At 61.8% G+C, this 1,540-nt stretch carries 2 protein-coding genes; both read left to right on the top strand.

Annotated elements, in window-relative coordinates; all coding sequences use genetic code 11:
- Positions 1-1,250, top strand: a 1,250-nt coding sequence (locus tag ACH2EH_RS13255; protein WP_395142404.1) for a hypothetical protein, incomplete at its 5' end; no start/stop codon positions are given.
- A gap of 71 nt (positions 1,251-1,321) precedes the next feature.
- Positions 1,322-1,540, top strand: a 219-nt coding sequence (locus ACH2EH_RS13250; protein WP_395142402.1) for a PHP domain-containing protein, incomplete at its 3' end; no start/stop codon positions are given.

The raw sequence follows: 1,540 nt of genomic DNA, 5'->3' as shown, positions 1-1,540 counted from the left end.
CGCAGAACGGCCGAGAGAACCTGGAAATCTATGTGGGCGAGGGTGACAGTGGCGGCAACCCGAGTATCGCCGTGATCACGCCAGGGCACCAGAAGATCGTCCAGCCCATCACGCTCTACCGCTCGCCGGATCATGGCCCGCTCTCCAGCCTGATGGGAATCTACACGCTCTCCAAAGTCTCCCCAGACGGCAGAGTTCGCACAGAGGGAGCGAACCGGGCAACTGGTATAGGCGGCACGGGGCGCATCGAGGGCGGGCAGACGCTGGAAGCCTACATCTACCTCGAAATCGGCACCCTCAACGCCGCAGCCCCGCGAAACGCCGCTTCCGCCGTCTGGGGCAAGGTGGACAAGGGGCTTCAGTGCGGCATTCGGATGATCAGCACTCGCAAGTCCTACGAAGTCGGCGACACGCTGGAGGCTGAGCTTCTCTGGCGCAATGCCGGGGATAAGAAAGCCCACTGGGTGCATCCTCGGCAACTTGACCTCTGGCCTATCATCCGCGATGCGAGCGGTCGTGGGCTTCTGGTGAACACAGGAGCCCGTTTCGAGCTTATTCCTGGCTCTGCTGACTATGCACCCGGCGAGGTGCGCTCGCTGGGAACTCTGAAAGTCACGCTGGTTCCCGAGGGAACTCCCTCGCCCAAGAGCAATCGGGAGCCTGGACACATTACGCTGGCTCCGGGCACCTACTTCTTCAGCGGCTCCGGCGGAGTCAGTCGCGAAGGCGATCCCTGTCCTCACAGCGGCGAGGTCACCTTCACCGTGGTCGGTAACGCGCCATCAAAAAGCGATGTCGAGCTTTCGCTGCGTCTACCCAAAGGCGTGACGACATTCTCCAAGCTCAGCGAGGCCCGCTTTGAGGTGGTTCTACGCAACCTCGGCAAGCCCACGAAAGTGAGCTGGATCACTCCCGCTAATTTCGCCTTCTATGGCCCAGAGATTTTCACCAACGAACGCGTGCCAAAACCAATTCCCTATGTCCATACCGTCGGCGGGCCGTATCGAGGCGAGGGCCGACAGCTTGCCTCAGGGGAAACCATCGTGCTGGGAACGATCCCGATTCCTCGTGAGGCGCGTGCCACCCTAGACGCGCTTCCTCGCCCCGGACCGACGGTTTCCACCGATCTGATCGTCCCCCCACTGCAGTTCTACGCCTACGATGCACGTTTTTCGCTGGGCATCACGGTTGCAGGAAAAAGCGAGCAGAAGCTCTCGGCACGCTTGCCCTTTACCGTGTCGCGCTCCTAAACCCTTCGCGAAGCCGGAGGGTGGCGAGCCTAAGCGAGCCGGGAGGCAAAAAGCGCGGGTACACTCTTGGCGTGATTACCTTTGACTACCACAGCCACAACGAGCGCTGCGGCCACGCGGTCGGAAAGCTGGAGGACTATGTCCAGCAGGCCATAGCGCTCGGCCTGACTCACTTTGGCATGTCCGATCACGGCCCCGCCTACTGGCTTGAGGGCGACCACGCCCAGCCCTGGGTGCAGATGGCCGTCTCCGAGCTGCCTAACTATGTCGCGGAGGCCGTGGCTATCAAA

The organism is Armatimonas sp., assembly GCF_043760365.1.
Taxonomy (GTDB): domain Bacteria; phylum Armatimonadota; class Armatimonadia; order Armatimonadales; family Armatimonadaceae; genus Armatimonas.
Note: the sequence above shows the minus strand (reverse complement) of the source record. Positions and strands in the feature narration are given on the sequence as shown.